The sequence below is a fragment of the Brevundimonas mediterranea genome (assembly GCF_011064825.1).
GTDB classification, from domain to species: Bacteria; Pseudomonadota; Alphaproteobacteria; order Caulobacterales; family Caulobacteraceae; genus Brevundimonas; species Brevundimonas mediterranea_A.
The window spans coordinates 3,360,871-3,383,373 of the sequence record NZ_CP048751.1 but is presented as its reverse complement, the minus strand read 5'-3'; the positions used below and the strand labels follow the sequence as shown (position 1 = coordinate 3,383,373).

Annotated in this window: 22 protein-coding genes and 1 tRNA gene; 21 read left to right on the top strand and 2 right to left on the bottom strand. The window is 65.8% G+C overall.

Annotation, left to right across the window (positions count from 1 at the left end):
- The first annotated feature begins 124 nt into the window (after positions 1-124).
- From GYM46_RS16670 to GYM46_RS16635, 8 genes are all read left to right on the top strand, one after another.
- Positions 125-838 carry a TVP38/TMEM64 family protein gene (locus GYM46_RS16670; protein WP_008262957.1) on the top strand — a complete coding sequence of 238 codons (714 nt, stop codon included), beginning with the start codon at positions 125-127 and terminating at the stop codon, positions 836-838.
- Positions 839-1,120: 282 nt separating this feature from the next.
- On the top strand, positions 1,121-2,161 hold the full coding sequence (locus tag GYM46_RS16665) for a rod shape-determining protein (RefSeq protein WP_008260883.1): 1,041 nt from the start codon (positions 1,121-1,123) through the stop codon (positions 2,159-2,161).
- Between the two features lie 149 nt (positions 2,162-2,310).
- Positions 2,311-3,462, top strand: a complete 1,152-nt coding sequence (mreC, locus tag GYM46_RS16660) for a rod shape-determining protein MreC (RefSeq protein ID WP_008264074.1) — start codon at positions 2,311-2,313, stop codon at positions 3,460-3,462.
- A complete protein-coding gene (locus GYM46_RS16655; RefSeq protein WP_008259384.1) occupies positions 3,459-3,977 on the top strand; it encodes a hypothetical protein in 519 nt (172 codons plus the stop codon). Before mreC ends, GYM46_RS16655 begins: the two co-directional genes overlap by 4 nt.
- Positions 3,974-6,034: a penicillin-binding protein 2 gene (gene mrdA, locus GYM46_RS16650; protein WP_164952721.1), complete on the top strand. Its 2,061-nt coding sequence runs from the start codon at positions 3,974-3,976 to the stop codon at positions 6,032-6,034. Before GYM46_RS16655 ends, mrdA begins: the two co-directional genes overlap by 4 nt.
- On the top strand, positions 6,034-7,191 hold the full coding sequence (gene rodA, locus GYM46_RS16645; protein ID WP_008259084.1) for a rod shape-determining protein RodA: 1,158 nt from the start codon (positions 6,034-6,036) through the stop codon (positions 7,189-7,191). The genes mrdA and rodA overlap by 1 nt, the downstream gene beginning before the upstream one ends.
- A gap of 109 nt (positions 7,192-7,300) precedes the next feature.
- On the top strand, positions 7,301-7,624 hold the full coding sequence (locus GYM46_RS16640; RefSeq protein WP_008259108.1) for an SMP-30/gluconolactonase/LRE family protein: 324 nt from the start codon (positions 7,301-7,303) through the stop codon (positions 7,622-7,624).
- Positions 7,621-8,511, top strand: coding sequence for an aldose 1-epimerase (locus tag GYM46_RS16635; protein ID WP_154726178.1), 891 nt, complete (start codon positions 7,621-7,623; stop codon positions 8,509-8,511). The genes GYM46_RS16640 and GYM46_RS16635 overlap by 4 nt, the downstream gene beginning before the upstream one ends.
- A 257-nt stretch (positions 8,512-8,768) precedes the next feature.
- On the opposite strand, the gene GYM46_RS16630 is transcribed toward GYM46_RS16635, so the two are convergent.
- Complete coding sequence (locus GYM46_RS16630) at positions 8,769-10,121, bottom strand: MFS transporter (RefSeq protein WP_008260602.1); 1,353 nt, start codon at positions 10,119-10,121, stop codon at positions 8,769-8,771.
- A 210-nt stretch (positions 10,122-10,331) separates the two neighbouring features.
- Here GYM46_RS16630 and cyoA point away from each other — a divergent pair, with 210 nt between their 5' ends.
- The 8 genes from cyoA (at position 10,332) to GYM46_RS16590 (ending at position 17,804) form a co-directional block, all read left to right on the top strand.
- The gene (gene cyoA, locus GYM46_RS16625; RefSeq protein ID WP_050771702.1) at positions 10,332-11,543 is read left to right on the top strand and encodes a ubiquinol oxidase subunit II; all 1,212 of its coding nucleotides are present in this window, start codon (positions 10,332-10,334) and stop codon (positions 11,541-11,543) included.
- A 13-nt stretch (positions 11,544-11,556) separates the two neighbouring features.
- Positions 11,557-13,560 (top strand): cytochrome o ubiquinol oxidase subunit I, encoded by a 2,004-nt coding sequence (cyoB, locus tag GYM46_RS16620; RefSeq protein ID WP_040349468.1) that lies wholly within the window; start codon positions 11,557-11,559, stop codon positions 13,558-13,560.
- 3 nt (positions 13,561-13,563) lie between these two features.
- Positions 13,564-14,187: a cytochrome o ubiquinol oxidase subunit III gene (gene cyoC / locus GYM46_RS16615; protein ID WP_008262479.1), complete on the top strand. Its 624-nt coding sequence runs from the start codon at positions 13,564-13,566 to the stop codon at positions 14,185-14,187.
- Positions 14,184-14,579 carry a cytochrome o ubiquinol oxidase subunit IV gene (cyoD, locus tag GYM46_RS16610; protein WP_008262921.1) on the top strand — a complete coding sequence of 132 codons (396 nt, stop codon included), beginning with the start codon at positions 14,184-14,186 and terminating at the stop codon, positions 14,577-14,579. The genes cyoC and cyoD overlap by 4 nt, the downstream gene beginning before the upstream one ends.
- Before the next feature lie 90 nt (positions 14,580-14,669).
- A complete protein-coding gene (locus GYM46_RS16605) occupies positions 14,670-15,350 on the top strand; it encodes an SURF1 family protein (protein ID WP_008260396.1) in 681 nt (226 codons plus the stop codon).
- Positions 15,347-16,678 carry an ATP-binding protein gene (locus GYM46_RS16600; protein WP_008261611.1) on the top strand — a complete coding sequence of 444 codons (1,332 nt, stop codon included), beginning with the start codon at positions 15,347-15,349 and terminating at the stop codon, positions 16,676-16,678. The genes GYM46_RS16605 and GYM46_RS16600 overlap by 4 nt, the downstream gene beginning before the upstream one ends.
- On the top strand, positions 16,671-17,207 hold the full coding sequence (locus GYM46_RS16595; RefSeq protein ID WP_008264133.1) for a response regulator transcription factor: 537 nt from the start codon (positions 16,671-16,673) through the stop codon (positions 17,205-17,207). The genes GYM46_RS16600 and GYM46_RS16595 overlap by 8 nt, the downstream gene beginning before the upstream one ends.
- Before the next feature lie 90 nt (positions 17,208-17,297).
- Positions 17,298-17,804 carry a ClbS/DfsB family four-helix bundle protein gene (locus GYM46_RS16590; RefSeq protein WP_040349471.1) on the top strand — a complete coding sequence of 169 codons (507 nt, stop codon included), beginning with the start codon at positions 17,298-17,300 and terminating at the stop codon, positions 17,802-17,804.
- A 114-nt stretch (positions 17,805-17,918) separates the two neighbouring features.
- Here GYM46_RS16590 and GYM46_RS16585 read toward each other — a convergent pair.
- A tRNA-Ser gene (locus tag GYM46_RS16585) sits at positions 17,919-18,008 on the bottom strand.
- A gap of 108 nt (positions 18,009-18,116) precedes the next feature.
- On the opposite strand from GYM46_RS16585, the gene GYM46_RS16580 reads away from it, so the two are divergent.
- From GYM46_RS16580 to GYM46_RS16560, 5 genes are read left to right on the top strand one after another with little or no spacing between them, the layout of a single operon-like run.
- Positions 18,117-18,929 (top strand): septal ring lytic transglycosylase RlpA family protein, encoded by an 813-nt coding sequence (locus tag GYM46_RS16580; protein WP_008259566.1) that lies wholly within the window; start codon positions 18,117-18,119, stop codon positions 18,927-18,929.
- Positions 18,930-18,978: 49 nt separating this feature from the next.
- Positions 18,979-19,611: a dTMP kinase gene (gene tmk, locus GYM46_RS16575; RefSeq protein ID WP_008259081.1), complete on the top strand. Its 633-nt coding sequence runs from the start codon at positions 18,979-18,981 to the stop codon at positions 19,609-19,611.
- Complete coding sequence (locus GYM46_RS16570; protein ID WP_008262863.1) at positions 19,608-20,600, top strand: DNA polymerase III subunit delta'; 993 nt, start codon at positions 19,608-19,610, stop codon at positions 20,598-20,600. The genes tmk and GYM46_RS16570 overlap by 4 nt, the downstream gene beginning before the upstream one ends.
- On the top strand, positions 20,600-21,382 hold the full coding sequence (locus GYM46_RS16565; protein ID WP_008263709.1) for a TatD family hydrolase: 783 nt from the start codon (positions 20,600-20,602) through the stop codon (positions 21,380-21,382). Before GYM46_RS16570 ends, GYM46_RS16565 begins: the two co-directional genes overlap by 1 nt.
- Positions 21,379-22,173, top strand: coding sequence for an MBL fold metallo-hydrolase (locus GYM46_RS16560; protein ID WP_008258962.1), 795 nt, complete (start codon positions 21,379-21,381; stop codon positions 22,171-22,173). Before GYM46_RS16565 ends, GYM46_RS16560 begins: the two co-directional genes overlap by 4 nt.
- The last annotated feature ends 330 nt before the right edge of the window (positions 22,174-22,503 follow it).

The following is a 22,503-nucleotide window of genomic DNA, read 5'->3' as shown; positions in this document are numbered from 1 at the left end:
GGGTATCCCGTCGATCTTGGAAGGTTCGTGCCGGGGAAGGCGAGGTTCCTTACGCGCCGTCGCCGTTCGGGACAATCCGCCGACGCTCGCTAATCGCCGGACAGGATGATAAGCGGCGCTCCTGATGCGCTGGATCATCGATTTCCTGTCGAATATGGAGGCGCGTCGCTGGCGCGCCGTGCTGGCGACGGCCCTTCTGCTGGGCGCCATGATCGCCCTGTTCGCCGTGGGCAAGAGCCAGTTGGGCCTGGACGCCGAGGTGAGGCTGGAGGCCTGGCTGGGCGGGTTCAGGCATGGGCCTTGGGGACTGCCGGCCGCCATCGTCGTCTTCACAGTCGCGGCCTTCTTCGGGGCGCCGCAGTTCATCCTGATCGCCGCCTGCGTCGTGGCCTTCGGGCCGTGGTTCGGGTTTCTGTACAGCTGGATCGCCACGGTCGCCTCGGCCGCCGTCACCTATTGGATGGGGCGCGGGCCGACGGCGCGCCTGCTTGAACGGCACGGGGGCAGGACGGTGGGGCGGCTGACTCGGTTCGTGGGTCAGAACGCCTTCTACGCCAGTTTCATGATCCGCAACGTGCCGTCGGCGCCCTTCATCGTCGTCAACATGGCGTTCGGCGCGGCGCGGGCGTCGTTTCCTGGCTTCCTGGCCGGTTGCGCGCTCGGAGTGCTGCCCAAGACGGCCTTGGTGGCCTTCTTCGGCGGATCCTTCATGACGGCGGTCAGCGGCGACGGGATCTGGACCTCGGCCATACTGGCGGGCGTGGCCCTGGCCTGGCTGGCTCTGATGCTGGGTGTTCGCGAATGGGTGAAGCGGCGCGAAGTCGCGCGCGGCGACTGATCCGACAAGGGAGAGGCAGCATGTTTCACAGGCTGTTTCCCACCCTCATGACGCTAACGTGAACACCCCCAAGCGCGGCTGTTCCACAGGGTTGGGGGTGAACTTGGATACGGTGCGCTAAGGGGGTTGTATTCCCTGTTTCATACGGGCACACGGGCCAACGGTAGACGTGGCGAAGACGATCAGGAAGCTGTCCGACAAGGGGATGTCAGGGCAGCGGGGCGTCGCCAGGTCAACTGCGAAACTGACGCCCTCGGTCAAAGAACAACGGTATCGATTCCCATGAGCTTTTCCCTTTTCGGCGCGATCTCCAACGACATCGCGATGGACCTGGGCACCGCCAACACCCTGATCTACATGAAGGGCAAGGGCATCGTCCTGAACGAGCCTTCGGTCGTGGCCCTGCGCAATGTCGGCGGACGCAAGATCGTCCACGCCGTGGGCATAGAGGCCAAGCAGATGCTGGGCCGCACCCCGGGCCACATGGAGGCCATCCGCCCCATGCGCGACGGCGTCATCGCCGACTTTGAAGTCGCCGAAGAGATGATCAAGCACTTCATCCGCAAGGTGCATAACCGCAAGGGCTTCGTGAACCCGAAGATCATCGTCTGCGTGCCGTCGGGCGCCACGGCGGTCGAGCGTCGCGCCATCAACGACTCCTGCCTGAACGCCTCGGCCCGCCGTGTGGGCCTGATCGACGAGCCGATGGCCGCCGCGATCGGCGCCGGCCTGCCGATCCACGAGCCGACCGGCTCGATGGTCGTCGACATCGGCGGCGGCACCACCGAGGTGGCCGTTCTGTCGCTGTCGGGCATCGTCTATTCGCGTTCGGTCCGCGTCGGCGGCGACAAGATGGACGACAGCATCATCAGCTACATGCGTCGCAACCATAATCTGCTGATCGGCGAGACGACCGCCGAACGCATCAAGAAGGACATCGGCACCGCCCGTATCCCGGCCGACGGCGAAGGCCTGTCGATCGAGGTCAAGGGCCGCGACCTGATGCAGGGCGTGCCGCGCGAGGTCCGCATCTCGGAACGCCAGGCGGCCGAAGCCCTGGCCGAGCCGGTGACCCAGATCATCGAGGCCGTGAAGGTCGCGCTGGAGGCCACCCCGCCGGAACTGGCCGCCGACATCGCCGACAAGGGCATCATGCTGACGGGCGGCGGCGCCCTGCTGCGCGGCCTGGATATCGAGATCCGCGACCATACCGGCCTTCCGGTTTCGGTGGCTGACGATCCGCTGTCGTGCGTCGCCATCGGCTGCGGCCGCGTTCTGGAACATCCGCGCTGGATGAAGGGCGTGCTCGACTCGGCGCTCTGATCAATTCGTCTGCAGCCGGGTGAGAACCTGGCTGCAAATCCTTTCGGGCCTTCGCGATCAACGGTTCCATTCTGGCCCCGATTTTGCGATAGGCAGGCATGACGGCAGGGGCGCCTGCCGATTCCAACCCCTTATGTGGAAGGTCGCCCGTGGCGTTTCGCGACGGCCCTTTTGAAAACCTGAAGGTGCCGCTGGCCTGGACCGCCGCGGTGGTCGCAGTCGTGGCCATGGCGGGCGCGGCTCTTCTTCTTGTCAGCGATCGCACGACGCCGGACGGCGGCTCCAGCTATGGCGGGGCGCGGGGGGCTGCGGCCTCTGTGACCGGGCCGGTCAGCGGCGTCTTCGCCGCGCCGGTGCGCTGGGTCGGCGCCGTCACCGATTACATCGGCGGGTATTTCTTTGCAGTGTCCGAGAACCGGCGGCTGAGGGCCGAGGTGGCCGAGTTGGAGCCCTGGCGCGACCAGGCCATCGCCTTGAAGAACGTCAACGCCCGTTATGAAGCCATGCTGGGACTGCGGACCGAACCGGCCGTACCCATGGTCACGGCGCGCGCCATTTCGGATGCCCGCGGCCCCTTCAATCGCGCGAAGCTGGTGGATGTCGGCGCGTCGAAAGGCGTGCGGATCGGCAATCCGGTCATTAATGAGCACGGTCTGATCGGCCGCGTCACCGGCGTCACCGGCGGCGTCAGTCGGATGGTGCTGTTGACCGACGTCGCGTCCCGTACGCCGGTTCTGGTGGACCGCACCGACGCCCGCGCCCTGCTGACCGGCGACGGCAGCGACAACCCCCGGCTGGAGTTCGTGCGCGGGGCCGGTTCTGTGCAGGCGGGCGACCGGATCCTGAGTTCCGGCGATGGCGGCGGCCTGCCGCGCGGCATTCCCATCGGCGTGGCGGCCAAGGGGATCGACGGCAGCTGGCGCGTGAAGCTGTTCAGCGATCGCGGCGCCATCGACTATGTGCGGGTTCTGCTGTTCCAGGACTTCGGCCAACTGATCGATCCGAACGCGCTCAATGCGCCGCCCCTGGCCGGCTTGACCACGGCGCCTCCGCCGAACGCTGAACAGGCGGGCGCCATCGGCGACGCGGCAGCACGCCGTCAGGCGGCCGCGGAGGCCCAAGTGGCACGGGCGCGCGCCGCCGCCGCCGTCGCCGCGACACCGCCTGCAACAACACCGGCGGCGCCCCAGGCGCGTCCCGTTCAGACTCGTCCGGCGCAACCTCGACCCGCCGCCGAGGCGCCATCGGCGGCGATGTCTCCACAACCAACGCCCGCACAGGCGCCGGAGGGCGCGACGTGAGACGTCCTGTCGCGGTCCGCGTCGTCGGACCTCTGCAATGGATCGTCTATCCGGCCCTGGCGGCGATCGCCGCCACCATCATCTTCGCCACGCCTGTGCAACTGTTCGGCTTGATGCTGCCTGAGCCGGTGTTTCCGATGGTGCTGGCCTTCGCCTGGCCGCTGATCCGGCCGTCGATGACGGCGCCCGCAGTATTGTTCGGGCTTGGTCTGTTCCTGGACCTGTTCTGGAACGGACCGCTGGGCCTTTGGGCTCTGTGTCTGATGGGCGTCTATGTCGTGATCCTCTTGTCGCGCAATCTGCTGGCTGGGCATGAGGGCGTGATCCGCTTCGCCTGGTATATGGCCTGCACCCTGGCCGCCTTCCTGGTCGCCTATGTGATCGTGGCGGTGAGGGCGGGCAATCCGCCGGCGATTCTGGGCCTGATCGGCCAGATTCTGCCGACCCTGATCCTGTATCCGATCGCCGACTGGATGCTGGAACGGTTCGACGACGGGGATATCCGGTTCCGATGAGCGGCGAACCCTCCATCTTCTTTTCCGACGTCAACGAGCGCCAGGGCTCCTTCCTGCGCCGCACCTTCGTGTTCGGCGGGCTGACGGCCCTGGGGGTCACGGCCCTGGTGGGGCGGCTGGCCCAGCTTCAGGTCGTCCAGGCCCAGGAATATGCGACCCTGTCGTCGCAGAACCAGTTCAACTTCCGCCTGGTCCCGCCGCCGCGCGGCCTGATCAAGGATCGCAACGGCGTGGTCATCGCCGGCAACCGGCCCAGTTTCCGGGTGCTGGTGATCCGTGACGAGACCAAGGATCTGGATCAGACGCTGGATCTTCTGGGCCGTCTGCTGCCCGACACCCTGGAACGTCGACGCGCGATCATCCGCGAGGTCAACGCCTCGCCCAAGTTCAACCCCGTGCCGGTCAAGAGCGACCTGACCTGGGAGGAGTTCGCCAAGGTCAACCAGTACGCCAACGAACTGCCCGGCGTCATGGCCGACATGAACGAGGCCCGGTACTATCCGTTCGGCGGCGCCTTCGCCCATGTGATCGGTTATGTCGCCAAGGTGTCTGACCGCGACGTCAAGGCGATCCGCGATAAGGGCGAGACGGTGCCGCCGCTGCTGTTCAACCCCGGTTTCCGGATCGGACGCCAAGGCGTCGAAAAAGCGCTGGACGAAGCCCTGCGCGGAGAGCCGGGCGGCAACCGGGTTGAAGTGGACGCTCGGGGCCGGGTGGTGGCCGAGGATATCGGCGGTTCACGCACCGCCGTGCCGGGCAAGGAGGTTGTTCTTACTCTGGACGCCGATGTCCAGAACCGGGCGCTGGAGGTGTTCGGCGAAGAGTCCGGCGGTTGCGTGGTGATGGACGTCCGCAACGGCGACATCCTCTGCATGGTGTCCGCGCCCTCGTTCGACCCCAACCTGTTTGTTGGCGGTATTCCCTCCAACGTCTACAGCGCTCTCCGCGATTATGAGCGCAAGCCGCTGCTCGACAAGGCCATCGGCGGCGTCTTTCACCCCGGGTCGACGTTCAAACTGACAACCTCGCTGGCCTTGCTGGAGGCTGGGGTCGATCCTGACGAGCGGGTGGTCTGCACCGGCGGCTATCGCTTCGGGTCACGGACTTTCCGCTGCTGGAAACCCGGCGGCCACGGCCCCATGAACATGCATGATGCGATTAAGACGTCGTGCGATGTCTATTTTTATCACATGTGCAATCGGGCCGGCGTCGATAAGATTCAGGAGGTCGGCAAGAAGATCGGCTTCATGCAGACCTATGACATCGGGGTCGGCAACCAGAAGGCCGGATCGATTCCCAGTCGGGCCTGGAAGGCGAACTACAACAAGAACAATCCAAACCCTGATTCTCGGACCTGGTATCCAGGCGAGACCTTGTCGGTTGCGATCGGGCAGGGCGACGTGAACGTCACAGCTCTGCAACTGGCAGTGACGACCGCGCGCTTCGCCAATGCACGAAAGGCGATCATGCCGCGTCTGATCAAGTCGGTCGGCGGGGTGGATCAACCCAGCGGCGCTGCGGTGCCCGATCTGCCCTTCCCACCCGAACACCTCGAAATTGTTCGTCAGGGCATGGTGGCGGTGGCCAATGACGTCGGGGGCGGCGCCTATCGCCAGAGCCAGCTAGGGCTCGGCGACATCAAGATGGCCGGCAAGACAGGCACGGCGCAGGTGCGCAACTACGGAACAGGCTCTCGCAAGAGCGCCGACGTCACCTGGGCGCTGAAGGACCACAACCTATTTGTGGCGTTCGCCCCTGTGGACGAGCCGCGCTACGCTATCGCCGTCATCATTGAGCATGGCGGCTTGGCCGGATCGACCGCTGCGGCTCCACGTGCGCGCGAAATCATGCGCACAGTGCTGCTTAAGGACCCGGACATGGTGGCGCGTATGACGCGACCACCACCACCGGAGCCTACAGCCTCGGCCGAGACAGCCGAACTAGAAGGCGCTGCGCCTCCCGAGCCGGATGTCGTGGGGGCTGAGACGGCGCGTCGCACCCGTCAGATGCCGACCGTCACCACGGGCCCGCGTCCCTATCTGTCCGAGCCGCGCTGATGACCGCTTCCGCCCTGTCCCGTCCCGGCGAGCGCGAGCGCGTTTCGACCAAGATCAGCCAGATCGACTGGCGTCTGCTGGCTCTGATCTGCGTGGTGTCCGGCACCGGCGCATTGATGCTCTATTCCGTGGGCGGAGGGTCCTGGTCGCCGTGGGCGGCGAAACACCTGATCCGCTTCGGCATGTGTGTGGCCCTGATGCTGGCCCTGTCCATGGTCAATATCCGCTTCTGGTTCGGCCTGGCCTATCCGGTCTATGGGGTGGCCCTGCTGATGCTGGCCCTGATCGAGGTTCCGGGCCTGGGTTATACGGCCATGGGCGCGACCCGCTGGCTGAACCTCGGCGTGACGCGCATCCAGCCGTCGGAGATCATGAAGATCGGCGTCGTTCTGGCCCTGGCGCGCTGGTATCACGGCGCTTCGGCCAAGGAGGCCAGCTTCCACTGGAAGCTGATCTATCCAGTCGCCATCATCGGCCTGCCCTTCCTGCTGGTGGCGCACCAGCCGGACCTGGGCTCGGCCATGCTGATCGGCCTGACCGGCGCGGCCATCATGTTCATGGCGGGGCTGAGCTGGAAGATCATCGCTGCTGTGGGCGCCGCCGCCGTGGCGCTGATCCCGCCCTATGTGATGTTCGGCATGCACGAGTATCAACGCCACAGGGTGCTGACCTTCCTGAACCCGGAGGCCGATCCGTCGGGCACGGGCTATCACATCATGCAGTCCAAGATCGCCCTGGGCTCCGGCGGTTTCCTGGGCAAGGGATTCGGCCTGGGCAGCCAGAGCCAGCTGGAATTCCTGCCCGAAAAACACACTGATTTCATCTTCGCGGCGGTGTCCGAGGAGTTCGGTTTCGTCGGTTCCTTCACCATCCTGGCCTGTTATGCGGCGATCATCCTGATCTCGCTGCGGATCGCATCCCTGTCGCACAGCCATTTCGGCCGTCTGGCTGCGTCGGGGGTGACCGCGACCTTCGCCATGTATGTGCTGATCAACGGCGCGATGGTCATGGGGCTGGCGCCCGTCGTGGGGGTGCCGATGCCGCTGCTGTCCTATGGCGGCACGGTGATGCTGACGGTGATGATCGGTTTCGGCCTGGTGATGGCCACGCGCGTGCACCGTTACGCCGAACTGCCCAAGGGCCAAGGCCTGATCTGACGCCGGTCGCGCGTTCGGAAGCGCGGGTTTTGGGGCGTCGCCTGCACAGCGTCTTACAGCGACGGATTTCCACCACCAGATCAACACCTTCAATTCGGCGGGCCGAATCATGAGCGAAACGAAGCCGACCTCCCCGGAACTGGTCTGGGACGTCCGGGCGGAGCTGGGCGAGGGGCCAGTATGGGACGCCGAGCGCAAGGCGGTGTGGTTCGTCGACATCAAGGGTCGAAAGCTGCATCGTTATACGTCCGGGAGCGGCGAGACCGCCTTGTGGGACTCGCCGGACCAGACCGGCTTCGCCCTGCCGGCCGAGGACGGTTCGCTGGTCTACGGCGTCGGTGGCGGCCTGCATCGATTCGACCCGGAAACGGGCGTCTTCACCATGATCCAGCCGGTCGAGGCGGACCGGCCGCAGAACCGCGTCCGTCCGTGAGCGCCGAAGCCGTAATCCAATTGCGCGCCGGAGACTGGCGCGCCTCCCTGACGCCGGGTCTGGGCGGCGCGATCCTAGACCTGAGCCTACATGGCCGATCGGTGTTGCGGCCAACGCCGAAGGGGGCGACCGACCTGCTGGAAACCGCCTGTTTCCCGCTAGTCCCCTACGCCAACCGGATCGCCGACGCGCGGTTCGTGTTCGAGGGGCGCGAGGTCAGGCTGACCGCGCTGGACCGGTTCGCCCCCCACGCCCATCACGGAGACGGCTGGCTGAAGCCCTGGGCGGTCGAGGCCGTCGACGATGCGAGCGCCGACCTGAGGCTGGACTGGTCGGACCAGGCTGCGGCCCAAGCAGGCGGCTGGCCTTGGCCGTGGCGGGCGCGTCAGGCGGTCAGGCTGACGGACCAGGGGCTGGAGATCAGCCTGTCGGTGACCAACACCGGCGATACGGTCATGCCCGCCGGCCTGGGCCTGCATCCCTATTTCCCCAGACATCCAGACACCCGGCTCAGGCTTTCGGCGACGGGGGTGTGGCTGACCGACGCGCGCGGAATTCCCGAACGGCTGGCGGCGCCGGATGCGGTGGCGGACTGGGGCGACGGCCTGGCCCTGGCCGAGGCCCCCTTTGTCGATCACGCCTACGCCGGCTGGACCGGCGAGGCCCTGCTGGACGGGGACGGGCACCGCATCGTGCTGAACGGCGGCGCGGGCGCGGACTGGGTCCAGGTCTATGCTCCCGTCGGGGCCGACTTCTTCTGTGTCGAGCCGGTGACGCACCGACCGGACATTCTGAACGGGACGCCGGGCGAGGCCGGCGGGCTGGCGCGACTGGCGCCAGGCGAACACCTTACCCTGGTCATGCGTCTGACGGCCGAAGCGATCTAGAGGCCGTTCCGCGCGCCGCCCGTTCCAGGCCGTCACGAAGGCGGCGGCGTTGCGACCGACCTGCTCGGGCGATTGGCCGGGCTTGAACACGGCAGAGCCGAAGCCGGAGGCAGCCGTGCTGGACCCGTGATAGAATATCGGATCGTCGACAGGTTCGGTCTGCCGCACGACCGCCGCTGACGCACCGCCGCGGCGGCGACAAAAAAGCCCCGGTCCCGCCTGGCGAGACCGGGGCTTTCCGATCCGGCTGAAGCGGATCACGCCTTGGGGGCGGGGGTCTTGTCCGAGGAACTGCGGGCCAGTTCGCGGTTGAGCCACAGGGCGACCAGGGTGCAGATCGCGCCGGACAGCAGATAGGCGCCGGCGGCGATCAGGCCGAACTGGCTCGAGATCCACAGGGCGACCAGGGGGGCGAAGCCGGCGCCGAACAGCCAGGCCAGGTCCGAGGTCAGGGCCGATGATGTATAGCGGTTGGCCAGGGAGAAGCTGGACGCCACCGGACCGGAGGCTTGACCGAACGACAGGCCCAGCAGGATGAAGCCGGAGATCATGAAGGTCAGCTCGCCGATCGCCCCGCCGTTCAGCAGCTGGGGGGCGAAGCCCGAGAAGGCGGCGATGCCGGCGGCGGTGACCGCCAGCAGGGCGCGTCGGCCATAGCGATCGGCCAAAACGCCCGAAGCGAGGATGGCCAGCAGGCCGAAAACGGCCCCGACCATTTCGATCAGCAGGAAGCGGACCGGCGTTTCCTGGGTGAACAGGAAGACCCAGGACAGGGGGAAGACGGTGACCATGTGGAACATGGCGAAGCTGGCCAGGGGGGCGAAGGCGCCGATGGCGATCCGGGGGCCTTCCGCCTTGATGGCGGTGTGGACCGGAGTGGGCTGCAACTCGCGGGTCTCGAACAGCTTCTGGAAGCTGGGGGTCACGACGATGCGAAGGCGGGCGAACAGGGCCACGACGTTGATGGCGAAGGCCACGAAGAAGGGATAGCGCCAGCCCCAGTCCAGGAAGTCGGCCGCCGACAGGGTGTTCAGGAAGAAGGCGAACAGGGCAGAGGCGACGATCAGGCCGATGGGCGCGCCCAGTTGGGGAATCATGGCGTACCAGCCGCGGCGATTCTCGGGGGCGTTGACCGCCAGAAGCGAAGCCAGGCCGTCCCAGGCGCCCCCCAGCGCGACGCCCTGACCGATGCGGAAGACAGCGAGCAGTACGGCGGCGGCGATGCCGATGGTTTCATAGCCGGGCAGGAAGGCCACCGCGACGGTCGAGGTGCCCAGCAGGAACAGCGCTATGGTAAGCTTGGCGCCGCGCCCGAACTTCTGGTCGATGGCGATGAACAGGGCCGTGCCGAAAGGGCGGGCCAGGAAGGCCAGGGCGAAGATCGCGAAGGACAGCAGCGTGCCGCCGATCGGCCCGGCGAACGGGAAGATCAGTTGCGGAAACACGACCACGGAAGCGATGGCGTAGACGAAGAAGTCAAAGAACTCCGACGTCCGGCCAATGATCACGCCGATGGCGATTTCGCCGGCGTCCACCTTGCCGTGATCGGAGTGGAGGGCTGCGGCGTCGCGTTCCAGCGACTCTGACGAAGGGGTCGTCGAGACGGACATGGGCTGGGATCGCTCCGTGAAATTTGAGATTTGGGCATGCGTCGGTAATGCCGCATTATGACCGGGCGCCCTTTGCGACGAAAGTCGCGATCTGAGGATAGGACAGATTGTCCAATGTCGTTTCTGATCGAAGCTGACTATCCGGCCCAGTTCGAACGCCAACCGTCGCGACTCCTCCCTGTTGTCCGATGTTTCCCGATTGGAGCCGCCTTGCGCCGTCTGCGCCTACTCCTGCTCGTGCCCATGGTGGCGCTTCTGTCGGCCTGTAATCTGGTCGTGCTGAAACCCGCCGGCGACATCGCCCAGCAGCAGGGCGACCTGCTGATGATCTCCACCCTGCTGATGCTGATCATCATCGTTCCGGTGATGGCGCTGACCGTATTCTTCGCCTGGAAGTACCGGGCGTCGAACAAGGACGCGGAATACCAACCGGACTGGGACCACTCGACCCATCTGGAGGTCGTGATCTGGGCCGCGCCCCTGCTGATCATCATCTGCCTGGGCGCCCTGACCTGGGCCGGCACTCACCTTCTCGATCCTTACCGCCCGATCGACCGGATCAAGCCGGGGCAGGCGGTGGACGAAAGCATTGAGCCGCTGCAGGTCAATGTGGTCGCGCTCGATTGGAAATGGCTGTTCATCTATCCGCAGTACGGCGTCGCCACCGTCAACGAACTGGCCGCGCCTGTGGATCGCCCCATCCGCTTCCACATCACCTCGTCCTCGGTGATGAACTCCTTCTATATTCCCGCCCTGGCTGGCCAGATCTACGCCATGCCGGGCATGGAGACGAAGCTGCACGCCGTCATCAACCGTCCGGGCGAGTATGAAGGCTTCTCGGCCAACTATTCCGGCGACGGCTTCTCGCACATGCGTTTCGCCTTCCACGGTATGGACCAGGCAGGCTTTGACGGCTGGATCGCCGGGGTTCGCCAGGGCGGTCAGGCGCTGGATCGCGACCGTTACCTCGAACTGGAAAAGCCCAGCGAGAAGGTGCCGGCGATGCGTTTCTCCACGGTCGACGGCGGCCTGTGGGACGCGATCCTCAACATGTGCGTCGAGCCGGGCAAGATGTGCATGGGCGAGATGATGGAAATCGACCGCAAGGGCGGCCTGACCATGGCCTCGGTGCGCAACACCATGCCGCTGGTCTATGACAAGTACGCCGGTCGCGGAAAGAACGCGGCGATCTTCGGCTCGAACGACAGCTATGTCATGACCATCTGCACGCCGCTGCAGGCCGAGGCTGCGGCCGCTGATCGCATCCGCCGGGCCGAACTTGACGCGGCCAGCGCCCCTGTCAGCCTGGCGCCTTTGTCGGGCCTGGGTTTGACCCAGGGCGTGCCGATGGCGTCGCTGTCCACAGACAAACAATCGACGGGGGCGGTTTCGACCGACGTCCGTTCCTCCCCCAACGCCTGAGCGAACACAGTCGATGAACGCTGACACCCTCATTCCACTCATCTTCGGGCGGTTGACGCTCGAGGCTCTGCCATTGCACGAGCCGATCCTGGTCGTGACCATGATCGTGGTCCTGCTGGGCGGCGTCGCCCTGCTGGGCGCCCTGACCTATTTCAAGCTCTGGGGCTATCTCTGGAAGGAATGGTTCACGACCGTGGACCACAAGAAGATCGGGATCATGTACATGATCCTGGGTCTGATCATGTTCGTGCGCGGCTTCGCCGACGCCATCATGATGCGCCTGCAGCAGGCGATGGCGTTCGGCGGGTCCGAAGGCTATCTGAACGCACACCACTATGATCAGGTCTTCACCGCTCACGGGGTGATCATGATCTTCTTCGTGGCCATGCCGATGGTGACGGGGATCATGAACTATGTCGTGCCGCTGCAGATCGGCGCGCGCGACGTCTCCTTCCCCTTCCTCAACAATTTCAGCTTCTGGATGACGACGGCCGGCGCCATCATCGTCATGGCCTCGCTGTTCGTCGGCGAGTTCGCCCGCACGGGCTGGCTGGCCTATCCGCCGCTGTCCGGCATCGGCTACAGCCCCGGCGTCGGGGTGGACTATTACATATGGGCGCTGCAGATTGCGGGGGTGGGGACGACCCTGTCCGGCATCAACCTGATCGCCACCATCGTGAAGATGCGGGCGCCGGGCATGGGCATGATGAAGATGCCGATCTTCACCTGGACGTCTCTCTGCACCAACGTCCTGATCGTGGCGTCCTTCCCGGTCCTGACCGCCGTCCTGGCCTTGCTGACGCTGGACCGCTATGTCGGCACCAACTTCTTCACGAACGACTTCGGCGGCAACCCGATGATGTACGTGAACCTGATCTGGATCTGGGGCCACCCTGAGGTCTACATCCTGATCCTGCCGCTGTTCGGCGTCTTCTCGGAAGTCGCCTCGACCTTCTCGGGCAAGAAGCTGTTCGGCTACACCTCGATGGTCTACGCGACGGTCGTGATCACGATCCTGTCGTACCTGGTGTGGCTCCACCACTTCTTCACCATGGGTTCGGGCGCGTCGGTGAACTCCTTCTTCGGCATCACCACGATGATCATCTCGATCCCGACGGGGGCGAAGATCTTCAACTGGCTCTTCACCATGTATCGGGGCCGTATCCGTTTCGAACTGCCGATGATGTGGCTGGTCGCCTTCATGCTGACCTTCGTGATCGGCGGATTGACCGGCGTGCTTCTGGCCGTGCCGCCGGCCGACTTCGTGCTGCACAACTCGCTGTTCCTGGTCGCCCACTTCCACAACGTCATCATCGGCGGCGTGTTGTTCGGCCTGTTCGCCGCCATCAACTTCTGGTGGCCCAAGGCTTTCGGCTTCAGACTCAACAAGTTCTGGGGGCTGGTCAGCTTCTGGTGCTGGGTGCCGGGCTTCTGGCTGGCGTTCGCGCCCCTGTATGTCCTGGGTCTCATGGGCGTGACGCGCCGGATGCGGGTGTTCGACGACCCGTCCTTGCAGATCTGGTTCGTCATCGCCGCCATCGGCGCAGGCGTCATCGCCCTGGGCATCGCGGCCATGTTCATCCAGTTCGCGGTCTCGATCATCAATCGCGACAAGCTGCGTGACATCACGGGCGATCCGTGGGGCGGCCGCACCCTGGAATGGGCCACCTCTTCACCTCCGCCCGCCTACAACTTCGCCTCCACGCCGGTCATCCATGACTCCGACGCCTGGTGGGACATGAAGAAGAAGGGCTATCAGCGTCCGCTGTCCGGCTATCGCGCCATCCACATGCCCTCGAACACGGGCACGGGGGTCATCATCTCGGGCCTGTGCCTGGTGATGGGTCTGGCGCTGATCTGGTACATCTGGTGGCTGGCGGCCCTGACCTTCGTGGGCGTGCTGGCGGTCTCGATCGCCCACACCTTCAACTACAAGCGCGACTACTACATCCCTGAGGATGAGGTGCGCGAAACCGAAGAGGCGCGCACGCGCGCCCTGGCCGGAACGGAGGCCTGATCCATGAGCGTGACCGCGACTGAGATCGACCCGAACGTCTTCCATCTGGAAGAGGAGCCGCATCACGAGGAAGGCTCCAGCACCATGCTGGGCTTCTGGCTCTATCTGATGAGCGACTGCCTCATCTTTGCGATGCTGTTCGCCGTGTTCGGCGTCCTGGGCGGCAACTACGCCGCCGGGCCGGGACCCAAGGAGCTGTTCGACCTGGAGCTGGTGGCGGTCAACACCGCCATGCTGCTGTTCTCGTCGATCACCTACGGCTTCGCCATGCTGGCGATGGACAAGAACAACAGGACCCAGACCCTGATCTGGCTGGCGATCACCGGCCTGTTTGGTCTGGCCTTCCTGGGAATCGAACTCTACGAGTTCGCGCACCTGATCCATGAAGGCGCGACGCCGCAACGCAGCGCCTTCCTGTCTGCCTTCTTCACCCTGGTTGGCACCCACGGCCTGCACGTGACCTTCGGCATCATCTGGCTGGTGACGCTGATGGTTCAGGTCAGCTGGAAGGGCCTGATCCCCGCCAACAAACGCCGCCTGATGTGCCTGTCGATGTTCTGGCACTTCCTCGACGTCATCTGGATCGGCGTCTTCACCTTCGTCTATCTGCTGGGCATGGTTCGATGAGCGCCGACAACAACGATCACTCGCCCGAGTCGCACGAGGTGGACCACCTGGGCCACGAGGCGCACAATCACGGCTCCTTCAGGAGCTATATGATCGGTTTCGTGCTGTCGGTGATCCTGACGGCCATCCCGTTCGCCCTGGTGATGACCGGCGCCTTGCCGCCCCAGGCGACGGCCCTGATCGTCATGGCGTTCGCCGTGGTGCAGATCGTGGTCCACATGATCTACTTCCTGCACATGAACTCCAAGTCGGAGGGCGGCTGGACCATGCTGGCCCTGATCTTCACGATCATCGTGGTGGTCATCGCCCTGTCGGGTTCGCTGTGGGTGATGTACCACCTGAACACCAACATGATGCCCGCCACCCACGAAATGAGCCAGATGTCCTCCTGAGGACAGGCCCGGGAGATCGCCATCAAGGCCCAAGGCCCAAACGCGCCGCGTCTGTCGCCGACCCTGTTCTGGGCCGGCTTCGGCGCGGCGTTGCTGTTCGCGGGCTTCGTCGCCCTGGGCGGATGGCAGTTGCAGCGACTGGCGTGGAAGACCGACCTGATCGCCCAGGTCGAAGCGAGGGTGCACGCCGCGCCGCAACCCGCGCCGGGGCCGGACGCCTGGCCGACGGTGTCGAGAGAGACGGACCAGTATCGCCGCGTCACGGCGCGGGGCGTTTTTCGACATGACCGGGAGACCCTGGTTCAGGCCGTCACGGATTACGGCGCCGGATTCTGGGTCATGACGCCGCTGCAGACCGACGCCGGCGCCACGATTCTGATCAATCGGGGCTTCGTCACGCCACAGCGTCGTTTGCAGAAGGATCGACCGGGCGGGCAGGCGACGGGCGAACAACAGGTGACCGGCCTGTTGCGCATCACCGAACCCAAGGGCGGTTTTCTGCGCACGAATGACCCGGCGGGCGACCGCTGGTACTCGCGCGACGTTGCGGCCATCGCTGCAGCCAAGGAGCTGTCGAATGTCGCGCCCTATTTCATAGACGCCGACGCGACGCCCAATCCCGACGGCTGGCCCAGGGGCGGTCTGACCATCGTGAAATTCCCTAACAGCCATCTCGTCTACGCCCTGACCTGGTTCGGCATGGCCCTGATGACCCTTGTCGGCTTCTGGCTCGTGGCCCGCGAAGTCCGGCGCCGTCGATCCGCGCAATGACCAAGACGCTTCAACGCCTGCTGGGCATCGGCGACTGGCGCGAGACGGCGGTGTCGCAGGAAACCGCGAACCGGCGAAATCTTCGCCTGCTGATCCAGCTGCGCTGGCTGGCGGTCGCCGGTCAGGTCGCCACCATACTGCTGGTCCATTTTGTCATGGGCATCCGCCTGCCGGTCTTCTGGCTGCTGATCGCACCCGCCGGCCTGGCCCTGGTCAATCTGGTCAGCGTCCCGCTGACGCAGCGCCGGGACGCCATCTCGGATCAGGAACTCATGCTGGCCTTGCTGGCCGATGTCGCGGCCCTGACGTGGCAGCTTTTCCTCACCGGCGGCGCGGCCAATCCGTTCGTGGCCCTCTATCTGCTGCAGGTCGTGCTCGGCGCGGTGCTTCTGGCCCCCGTCTACGCCTGGTCGCTGATCGGCGTCACCAGTCTGTGTTTCGCCGGCCTTGGCGTATTCAACCGGCCGCTGAACCTGCCGCCCGACAGCGAGGATGCTCTGTTGAGCCTCTATATGCAGGGCAGCCTGATCTGTTTCCTGTTGATGGCGGTGCTGCTGGTGCTGTTCATGACGCGGATCAACGACAATCTGCGCGCCCGCGACGCCTATGTCGCCGATGTGCGCCAGCAGGCGACGGAACAGGATCACATCGTGCGCATGGGCCTGCTGGCTTCGGGGGCGGCGCACGAGCTGGGTACGCCCCTGGCGTCGCTGTCGGTCATACTGAGCGACTGGCGAAGGATGCCGATGCTGAAGGCCGATGCGGACCTGAAGCAGGACATGGACGTGATGCAGGCCGAGGTCGAACGCTGCAAGGCCATCGTCACCGGCATCCTGATGTCGGCGGGCGAGGCGAGAGGCCAGGCGCCGATGCGCACGACCATGGGCCGGTTTCTGAACGAGGTGGTTCAGGGCTGGAGCGCCCGTGACGCCCGTGTCCGGGTCGAGGTCACGGCATGGACCGGACCCGATCCGAGCGTCATCGCCGACCCCGCCCTGCGTCAGGTCTTCGGCGTCCTGTTCGACAATGCGGTGGAGGCGGGGGCTCGCCGCATCTTCGTGTCTCCGGTCGTTCGCGACGGGCAGCTGGAATTTGCGATCCGCGACAATGGGCCCGGCTTTCCAGCCACGATTCTGGAGCGGCTGGGCAAACCCTATAATTCGACGAAGGATCGCCCCGGCGCGGGTTTGGGCTTGTTTCTTCTGGTGAATGTGATGCGTTCGCTGGGCGGCGCGGTTGAAGCGTCCAATCCCCCAGCTGGCGGCGGCGAGGTGCGGTTGATCCTCCCCATCGCCGCCCTGGCGCCGCAGGAGATGTCCGATGACTGATGAAACCCCGACCCTGTTGATCGTCGAGGACGACGAATCCTTCTCGCGCACCCTGCGCAAGTCCTTCGAACGGCGGGGGTATACGGTGGTCAGCGCGGACGGCCCGGATCAGATGGCCGAAGTGTTGAAAATTCACCGGCCGGGCTTCGCCGTGGTCGATCTCAAACTGGGCGGCGCCTCCGGCCTGGGGTGCGTCTCGACCCTTCGCGCCTTTGACGCCGACATGAACATCGTCGTCCTGACCGGCTTCGCCAGTATCGCCACGGCGGTGGAGGCGATCAAACTGGGCGCCCGTCACTATTTGGCCAAGCCGGCCAGCACCGATGACATCGAAGCCGCCTTCGGCAAGGCGTCGGGCGACGCCGCCACGCCGCTGACCAGCCGCCCGACCTCGATCAAGACCCTGGAATGGGAACGGATCCACGAGACCCTGGTGGAGACGGACTTCAACATCTCCGAAGCCGCTCGCCGCCTCGGCATGCATCGCCGCACCCTGGCCCGGAAACTTGAGAAGCGTCGCGTGACCTGAAAGGGGGCGGTCAGGGCGATCGCTCGGCAAATGGCCGGCCGAGTTGGGCGGATCATTTCGAAGATCGATGCTTACATGGGAAGGAGCCTTATGGCTGTTCCAACCTCAAAGATGGAATTGCTGACCGCCATTACGACCACGTTCGCAAAGCTGATGGCGGATTTAGCGAAAATTCCGCCGAACCGCGCACGTGAGGCCACGATGAAGGGGCATGCCGACGGAACCACCATGAGCCCGGCCGATCTGGTGGCCTATCTGGTCGGATGGAACGAGTTGGTTCTGAAATGGCTGGATCGTGACGACCGGGATGAACCGGTTGACTATCCCGAGGCCGGTTTCAAATGGAACCAACTCGGCCTGCTGGCGCAGAAATTCTACGCCGATTGCAACGCAATCGAATGGCCTGAACTGCTCGCCCGTCTGGAGGATGCGAAGACAGGACTGATGGTGACGATCACGGCCCGGTCAGATGAGGAACTGTATGGCGGCGCTTGGTACGGGAAATGGACCAAGGGGCGTATGATCCAGTTTAATACCTCATCCGCTTACGCCAATGCCCGAGCCCGAGTTCGGGCGTGGCAGAAGGCGCAAGACTGAAAACCCGGTCTTGTCGGCAGGCCTATCGACAAACACGGATCGACGGTGCGGAAAGGGTCGGCGTGTGCGTAGCTATCGCGCGCAACATCGCATCATAGCGTAAAATCGACAGGATGGCGGAAGCGGTGGGATTCGAACCCACGGACGGCTCTCACCGTCGCTGGTTTTCAAGACCAGTGCCTTAAACCACTCGGCCACACTTCCTTGCCGCGCTGAGCGGAGGCGGACGCCATAGCAGGCGAACGGCGCATTAACCAAAGCGGAAATGTCTTCGGTCATCCTGTTTTTGAGGATCGAGGCGAGGTGCGACCGATGACGACCGGACAATGGATGCGCAGCGGCCTGATCCTGGGCCTGTTCTCGCTGCTGGCGGCCTGTTCGACCGTCGGCGGCAAAGGCGGCGCGAGCGGAATTCCCGTGGTCAAGGATCCGGCGCCGATCGTGTCGGGGACGATGCGGCCCTATCAGGTGCGCGGACGCTGGTACACGCCCAAGGAGCAGCCGGACTACGAGGAGGTCGGTATGGCCTCCTGGTACGGGGACGCCTTCAACGGGCGGCCGACCTCAAGCGGCGAGCGGTTCGACATGCACCAGCTGACGGCGGCGCATAAGACCCTGCCGCTGCCGGGGCTGGTCGAGGTCACCAACCTGGAAAATGGTCGTCGGCTGGTGGTCCGGGTCAATGATCGGGGCCCGTTCGTTGACAGTCGGATCATCGACCTGTCGCGGGAGGCGGCGCAGGAGCTGGGGATGCTGTCGCAGGGCGTCGGGCGGGTGCGGGTCCGGTATCTGGGCCGCGCGCCCCGACAGGGCGGCGGGACGATCCCGCGGGCGGAAGGGCCGGCCAGAGCGCCAAGCTCGGCCCCGGCGCCCGCGCCTTCGCCCGTTCCGGTGGCTGTCGCTGCGGAGGTCGCCAGCTTCTGGGTGCAGGCGGGGACCTTCTCGGACCAGGGCGAGGCGAGCCGAATCGCGGAGCATTTGAGCGGATGGGTGCGCGCAGACCGGAATGGGGGGCGGTATAATGTCGTGGTCGGTCCGTGGGAGAGCGCCAATGCGGCCGAGGCTGCGCGCCAATCCGTCGTGGCGAAGGGTTATGTCGGCGCCCTGTTGATATCGGGCAGTTGATCGCGCGCACGGGCTTGCGTCCGGCGGGCCGCGCGCGCCATGAAGGCGCGTGACCCGTGGAAAATTCATAAGCTTCGAAGGCGGCGAGGGATCCGGCAAGTCGACTCAGGTCGGACGGCTGGTCGAGCGGCTGCAGCCTGTTCTGGGCGAACGCACTGTGGTGCGCACGCGCGAGCCGGGCGGATCGAAGGGGGCGGAGGTGATCCGCAACCTGGTCGTGGCCACCGAGGCCGAGCCCTGGTCGGCCATGACCGAGACCCTGCTGATGTACGCCTCGCGCTCCGACCATCTGGAGCGAACCATCCGGCCGGCGCTGGCGGCCGGCGACTGGGTGGTGTGCGACCGGTTCGCCGATAGCAGCCGGGCCTATCAGGGCGCCGGCGGCGGGGTTGCCCAGAGCTTTATCGAACAGATCGATGCGGGCGTGGTCGGAGACGATCAGCCGGACCTGACCCTGGTGTTCGACCTGCCGGTCGAGGTGGGGCTGGAGCGGGCGTTCGGGCGCGGCCTGTTCGAGACCCGGTTCGAGTCCAAGGGGCTGGCGTTCCATAAGCGACTGCGCGAGGGCTTTCTGAGGATCGTCGAGGCCCATCCGGAGCGGTGCGTGCTGATCGACGCCGTGGGATCGCTGGACGAGGTCGAGGCGCGGGTTTGGCAGGCGGTCCAGGACCGGTTGCTGTGAGCGACGATCATCCCCGCGACCGGTTCGACCTGGTCCCCGACGCTGCGGCGGAAGCGGCCTTTCTGGACGCCTGGGAGCGGGGACGGCTGCACCATGCCTGGCTGCTGTGCGGGGTCGAAGGAACGGGCAAGGCGACCTTCGCCTATCGCGCGGCGCGGCGGCTGCTGGGGGCGGCGGCTGATCCGGCGCGCGGGCCGCTGGGCGCGCGGCGCGAGGATCCGGTCAGCCGGCTGATCTCGGCCCAGTCGCATCCCGACCTGCTGGTGCTGGAACGGCTGGTCGAGGGCGGCAAGACCAAGAAGTCGATCTCGGTCGATCAGTCGCGCGACCTGCCCGAGTTCTTTTCCAAGAGCCCGTCCCAGGCTCAGCACCGGGTGGCGATCATCGATGCGGCCGACGACCTGAACATCAATGCGGCCAACGCCTTGCTGAAGGTTCTGGAGGAGCCGCCCGAGCGGGGGGTGCTGTTCCTGGTGACCCACGCGCCGGGGCGGCTGCTGGCCACGATCCGGTCGCGCTGTCGGCGGCTGAGCTTCCCCATCTGGACGCCGGAGCGGCTGGAGGCCCTGGTGCGGAACCGCACGGGGGCCGAGCCGGAGGAGGCCGAGCATGCGGCGGCCATGGCGGGCGGATCGCCGGGCGCGGCCCTGGCCCTGGCGTCGGGGGCGACCTTCGAGATGGACCAGTTGGCGCGGCGCTGGGTCGAGGGGGATGTGGACCGGGCCGAGGCCCTGGCCATCGCCGACAAGTTCCGGGGCGCGGAAGGCCAGGAGCGGTTCGAGACCCTGATGGACCGGCTGATCGCGGCGGTGCGGATGCAGGCCCTGAGCAGTCCGTCCGGCGCGGCGAACCGCTGGGCCGAGCTTTGGGAGCGGCTGCAGCCCTTGCCGGAGCGGGCGGCGGGGCTGAACCTGGACAAGGCCGATGTGCTGGCCGGGGCGCTGGCGGACCTGAGGCGGGTCCAGGCCCAGCAGGCGCGGATGGGCTGATGCTGATCGACAGTCATGTGAACCTGCACGCCCCCCAGTTCGACGAGGACCGGGACGCGGTGATCGCCCGGGCGCGCGAGGCCGGGGTCGGCCTGATGGTCGAGATCTCGGACAAGCTGACCACCTTCGAGGCGACCCATGGGATCGCCATGGCCAACCCCGACATCTGGTGCACGGTCGGGGTCCATCCGCACGAGGCCAAGGATGCGGCGGACCTGACTGCGGCGACCCTGATCGACCTGGCGCAGCGGCCCAAGGTGGTGGGGATCGGCGAGTGCGGCCTGGACTTCCACTATGACTTCAGCCCGCGCGAGATCCAGGCGGCGGTGTTCCGCCAGCATGTGGCGGCGGCGCGGGAGACGGGCCTGCCGCTGGTGATCCATACCCGCGAGGCGGATGAGGTCATGGGGCCGATCCTGAAGGAGGAGCACGCCGCCGGGCCGTTCAAGATGCTGATGCACTGCTACACCAGCGGGGCGGAACTGGCGGGAATCGCTGCGGAACTGGGGGCCTGGTTCTCGGTCTCGGGGATCGCCACCTTCAAGGCGGCCGAGGATGTGCGGGCGGTGATCCGGGACATGCCGGCTGACCGTATAATCGTCGAGACCGACTGCCCCTATCTGGCGCCCATCCCGCATCGGGGGCGGCGCAACGAGCCGGCCTATATCAGCCATGTGCTGGACAAGCTGGCCGAGATCCGGGGCTGGAGCGCCGAGGAGGCGGACCAGAAAACCACCGAGGCCTTCTTCGGCCTCTTTGACCGGATACCGAGATCGGCATGAGCTTCGAAGTCGTCATCCTGGGCAGCGGATCCTCGGGCGGGGTGCCGCGGGGCGACGGCGACTGGGGCGTGTGCGACCCGGCCGAGCCGAGGAACCGGCGCACGCGCTGCTCGATGCTGGCGAGGAAGACCGGGCCGGAGGGGATGACCAACATCCTGATCGACACCTCGCCGGACCTGCGCGAACAGATGCTGGCCAGCGGGACCCGGCATGTGGACGCGGTCCTCTATACCCACGACCATGCGGACCAGACCCACGGGATCGACGATCTGCGCACCTTCGCGACGCGGGCGCGCAAGCGAATCCCGGCCTGGATGGACGAGGCGACCCTGACGTCCCTGTCCCACCGGTTCGACTATATCTTCGAGAGCAAGTTCGGCTATCCGCCGCTGCTGGACGCCCAGGTCATCCCGCCGCACGGGACGGCCTGGTCGGTGGAGGGGCCGGGGGGCGCGATCCCGGTCGTGACCTTCGATCAGGGGCATGGACCGATCCGGTCGGTCGGCTATCGGCTGGGCGACATGGCCTATTCCAGCGACGTGTCGGACCTGGACGAGGCGGCGATCCGCGCGGTGGCCGGATGCCAGGTCTGGATCGTCGACGCCCTGCGCTACACCCCCCATCCGACCCATGCCCATCTGGACCGGACGCTGGAGTGGATTGCGGCGGCGGACGTCGAGCGGGCGGTGCTGACGAACCTGCACATCGACATGGATTACAAGGAACTGTCGGCGATTGTTCCGGCGAATGTCGAGGTCGGGTTCGACGGATGGACCTGCATGATCGGCTGAGGCCGGTCGGTTTGTCGTAAAAACAGGATGACAAACCGCCAAACCGCCAAATGCGCCATGGGGCGACTGCTGCGGCGTTAGGATCGGCTGAGGCCGGTCGGTTTGGCGCGAAAACAGGGTGACAACCGTGCCAAAGGCGCCAAATGCGCCAGGGGCGACGACCGTGGCGTTGATGGGGAGCGGACGTCGCAAGCGGACTGCGGCGCGCGCCCGATGTCAAAGACCGGACGACGAGGCTAACACAGTCTGGAGGCGTGGTTGGTCGATGGCGGTTGGGGCGGGTTAGGGTGTTGAAAAGATTAGCTTCAGTTCGACAAATTGGGGGAGATG